Here is a 4,600-nt window from a genome sequence, read left to right as displayed (position 1 = left end):
ATATATATGAGCAGCCGTTCGCAATTAGCTAGTTGGCAAGCACTATCTGAAAGTGCCAAAAAGATGAAACAAATTCATCTTAAAGATTTATTTGCCAAAGATAGCACGCGTTTCGAGCAATTCTCTGCTCAGATCCCAGGTGTATTATTCGATTACTCGAAACAACAAATTAATAAAACTGTTTTTGAACAATTAATTGCTTTAGCGAAAGAGTGTGACATTAGCGCATGGCGAGACAAAATGTTCAGTGGTGAGAAAATTAACATTACTGAAGACCGTGCTGTACTTCATACTGCTTTACGTAACCGCGCTAACACTGCTGTAATGGTTGATGGCGAAAATGTAACGGACGCTGTTAACGCAGAGCTTGCTAAAATGAAAGCGTTTGTTAACAAAGTGCGCAGTGGTGAGTGGTTAGGCTACACAGGTAAAGCTGTGAAAGATGTTGTTGCAATTGGTGTGGGTGGTTCAAACCTAGGTCCGCAAATGGCAACAGAAGCGCTTGCTGCTTATGCTGATGACACATTAAATGTTCACTATGTATCTAATGTTGATGGTGTTCAGATTGCATCTGTTTTACAAGGTTTAGACGTTGAAACAACATTATTTGTTATCTCATCTAAAACGTTTACGACCTCAGAAACTATGACTAACGCTAAATCGGCTGTTGAGTGGTTTCTACAAACAGCCCAAGCTCAAGAGCATATTGCTAAGCACTTTGTTGCTGTAAGCACCAATTTAGAAAAAACAGCGGCCTTTGGTATCGCTGATGAAAACGTATTCACAATGTGGGATTGGGTAGGCGGTCGCTTTTCTTTATGGAGTGCGATAGGATTACCAATCGCCTTGTACCTAGGCTTCGACGCGTTCGAAGAGATCCTAGAAGGTGCGTTTGAAATTGATGAGCATTTTAAAAATGCTGAATTTGAAAATAACGTACCATTGTTAATGGCGCTTTTAAGTGTATGGAACACTAGCTTTTTAGGTTATACAGCACAAGCAATTTTACCGTATGACCAAGCATTACACATGTTACCTGCGTATTTACAGCAAGGTGAAATGGAAAGTAACGGTAAGCATGTTACTTTTGCTGGTGAAACTGTTCCTTATACGACGGTTCCTATTATTTGGGGTATGACAGGTATCAATGGCCAACACGCATTTTACCAATGTCTGCACCAAGGTAATGTAATTGTGCCTGCTGACTTTATTGCTTCAATTGAGCCGCAAGTAAATGTTGGTAAGCACCATGATATTTTATTATCAAACTTCTTTGCACAAACCGAAGCGATGATGGCCGGTGTTGATGCAGAGCAAGTCACTGCTGATTTGACCGCAAAAGGTAAATCTGAAGCAGAAATTGCAGAATTATTGAATCACAAGATTCACCAAGGCAATCGCCCAACAACGTCAATGTTATTAGATAAAGTTGATGCGAAAACGGTAGGACGTTTAATTGCGCTTTATGAGCACAAAATTTTCTGCCAAGGCATTATTTTAGAAATCTGTTCATTTGACCAATGGGGTGTAGAGCTAGGTAAAGGACTTGCCTCGAAAATTGAAGCTGAACTATTTGATGACTCAGTTAGTCATCCACACGATAGCTCAACCAACGGACTGATCGCTTACTATAAGACACATCGTAAGCAGTAACAGATTCGCAGCAGCTGCTGCAAACAGAATACCTTTGAACGGGTAGCGCTGGAGTTCTTAGGGCCTGTATTTTTGTGAGAGGATTTACAGAGCCCCTAAGACTCATTTACTTCAGCCAACATAAGAATAATGAGTGAGCTACTTACAAACAAATTCAACAGGCTTTGTTAAAGGGATCATCTAACACAGCCAATCAACCAGATAACAACACGCACTGCCATACTGAATGAGTCGATTAACATGGCATTGCCAATGTAGAGAGTGATATATGTTAAATCCATTTGATATCGTAATTTTTGGGGGCGGCGGTGATCTTGCGCTACGCAAGTTACTTCCTGCAATGTATCGCGCTTATCAAGAGGGCAACCTTCCTCAAGGTTCTCGTATCCTGCCTACGGTACGCGAAGAAAGCAAACGTAAAGAATATATCGAAACAGCGCACAAAGCCTTACAGGACTTTTTAGGTAAAGGTGAATACAACGCAAAAGATTGGAAAGCTTTTTCTGCTTACCTTGTGCCAGTTGTATCAAATGTGACTGAAGCAGATGATGACTGGGATAAACTAAGAGATATCCTTAATGAACACGACGCTGATAAGTCTCGTGTTTTTTACCTTTCATTACCGCCTGCAGTATACGGTAGCTGCTGTGAAATCTTATCTAAGAAAGGCCTGATCACAGAAACATCACGTGTTGTTGTTGAAAAACCAATTGGTTACTGTGGTGAATCAGCTGAAGCCATTAATGCGAAAATTGCAGAGTACTTTAGTGAAGAACAAATTTTCCGCATTGACCACTATTTAGGTAAAGAAACTGTACAAAACCTAATGGCATTGCGTTTTTCAAACTCACTGTTTGAAAACCTTTGGGATGCTAAATCAATCGATAACATCCAAATCAGCCTATCGGAAACTGTTGGTTTAGAAAGCCGCGCTGGTTTCTACGATAAAGCGGGTGCATTACGTGATATGGTACAAAACCACTTGCTACAATTACTTTGCCTAGTAGCGATGGAATCACCAAACAAATTAAATGCTAACAGTATCCGCACTGAAAAACTGAAAGTACTTGAGTCGTTACGTCCGTTAGTGGCTGAAGATGTGGATGCGAACATTGTACGTGGTCAGTATGTGCCAGGTAACTTAGACGGTAAAATCGTCCCAGGTTATTTAGAAGAGCTAAACGAAGGCGCAAGTAAAACAGAAACTTTCGTTGCTATTCGTGCGCATATCGACAACTGGCGTTGGGCTGGCGTGCCTTTCTACCTACGTACTGGTAAACGTATGAAAAAGCGTTGTGCTGAAATCGTTGTTGAATACAAAAAAGTTTCACACAATGTTTATACAGACAATGTAGGTAATATTGAGCCAAATCGTCTTGTTATTCGCCTACAACCTGAAGAAACAATTCAATTAACACTGATGTCTAAGCGCCTTGATAATCTTGAGATGCAATTAGAACCAGTGACGATGAACATTGAGTTATCACAGGCATACAGTAATGGTTTCCATTCTGATGCTTATAAGCGCTTAATGTTAGATGCAGCTGCAAATAATCCATCACTGTTTATTCACCGTGATGAAGTTCGTCAGGCATGGAAGTGGATCGACCCAATCATTGAACGTTGGCAAGAAAAAGGTGCACCATCTTTATACCGTGCAGGTACATGGGGCCCAGAAGATGCTGATGAATTGTTAGAAGAAAACAACCATGTATGGTTTAACACAGGCGATAAGGCGTAATTAAGATGGCAACAATTGTTGAAAAATTCTTTGCAAACAAAGACGAATTAACAGCTGAGCTTTCTTCAAGCCTTGAGCAAAGCCTTGTTGCAGGTATTAAAGAAGATGGTCGCGCGGTACTGATGGTATCGGGTGGCTCATCGCCAGCACCTGCTTATAAACACTTATCAAACCTTGACCTTGACTGGGCAAACATTGATGTTGCTATGGTTGATGAGCGTTGGGTTGATGCTGATCATGAAAAAAGTAATGAAGCTTTTATCAAAAGCACGCTATTACAAAACCATGGCGCTGCAGCTAATTTTGTAACAATGAAAAATGACGCATTAACGGCACAAAACGGTGTAGCTGAATGTGAAGCTGCATACAAAGCATTAAAGCGTCCTTTTGATGTGACAATTTTAGGCATGGGTCCTGATGGTCATACGGCTTCTCTTTTCCCTCATGCTGAAGGTCTAGAACACGGCCTTGCGACAGATGATTTAGTATGTGCAATTAACGCTATTGAAAGTGATGTGACTGGTAAAATCACCGAGCGTATGACGTTAACTTTATCTGCTATCGCAGATTCTAAAGTAGTGAAGCTTTTAATTAGCGGTGAAGAAAAACTGGCTGTTTATAAGCAAGCGAAAGAGGGAGGGGCAGTTGCTGATATGCCTTTACGTGCAGTATTGAATCACCCACATATCAATATTGAAGTTTATTGGGCCCCTTAAAAGCAGATTAAACCTAACTTTAAAAGCGAGCTGTTATGCTCGCTTTTTTGTTTTTAAATAATCACTTTTTGTGATTCATTTGAATCAATACGCTTTCTTTAAATAACGCTATAAAGTGTTAGACAAGAACAAAAGGGCTCTATATAATTAAAAATGACAACGCTGTCATTGTTATTGATTTTTATTCTCAGCATTCCTTTAGCTCATTCTGCCCAGAAAAAGTTAAAAAAATTTGTCCATGACAGCATGCTTTTGGAAACAAGCAAGTTTATTAAGCTAATTTATTGTTAGTTAAAAGGTTTTATATAACTTTTAGTTATGGTTAATAATTGCTCAGTGGAAACTAAAGCTTACAAAAATAGATGTTATTTTTAGTTATTGTCAAAATCTCACTCCTCAGGTCTTTTCATCTGCGATAACAGTCATGCTATATTTGCGCCGTTTATTTGTAACAATTCTTAAAAACTCAATATTAAACATTAGTTATATC

3 protein-coding genes are annotated in these 4,600 nt (G+C 39.5%); all 3 read left to right on the top strand.

Annotated elements, in window-relative coordinates; genetic code table 11:
• Nucleotides 1–6: 6 nt before the first annotated feature.
• The 3 genes from pgi (at nt 7) to pgl (ending at nt 4,110) form a co-directional block, all read left to right on the top strand.
• Nucleotides 7–1,653: a glucose-6-phosphate isomerase gene (gene pgi / locus L1D46_RS19715; protein ID WP_239978095.1), complete on the top strand. Its 1,647-nt coding sequence runs from the start codon at nt 7–9 to the stop codon at nt 1,651–1,653.
• 268 nt (nt 1,654–1,921) lie between these two features.
• Nucleotides 1,922–3,394, top strand: a complete 1,473-nt coding sequence (gene zwf, locus L1D46_RS19710; protein WP_130051885.1) for a glucose-6-phosphate dehydrogenase — start codon at nt 1,922–1,924, stop codon at nt 3,392–3,394.
• Between the two features lie 5 nt (nt 3,395–3,399).
• Complete coding sequence (gene pgl, locus L1D46_RS19705) at nt 3,400–4,110, top strand: 6-phosphogluconolactonase (RefSeq protein ID WP_130051884.1); 711 nt, start codon at nt 3,400–3,402, stop codon at nt 4,108–4,110.
• Nucleotides 4,111–4,600: the final 490 nt, after the last annotated feature.

Source organism: Pseudoalteromonas sp. Isolate3, assembly GCF_022398505.1.
GTDB classification, from domain to species: domain Bacteria; phylum Pseudomonadota; class Gammaproteobacteria; order Enterobacterales; family Alteromonadaceae; genus Pseudoalteromonas; species Pseudoalteromonas apostichopi.
This window is presented reverse-complemented; position numbering and strand designations above follow the sequence as displayed.

Bases quoted from the DNA above. Each gene is read 5' to 3' on its own strand.
- pgi (WP_239978095.1), top strand. From the start codon at position 7: ATGAGCAGCCGTTCGCAATTAGCTAGTTGGCAAGCACTATCTGAAAGT.
- zwf (WP_130051885.1), top strand. From the start codon at position 1,922: ATGTTAAATCCATTTGATATCGTAATTTTTGGGGGCGGCGGTGATCTT.
- pgl (WP_130051884.1), top strand. From the start codon at position 3,400: ATGGCAACAATTGTTGAAAAATTCTTTGCAAACAAAGACGAATTAACA.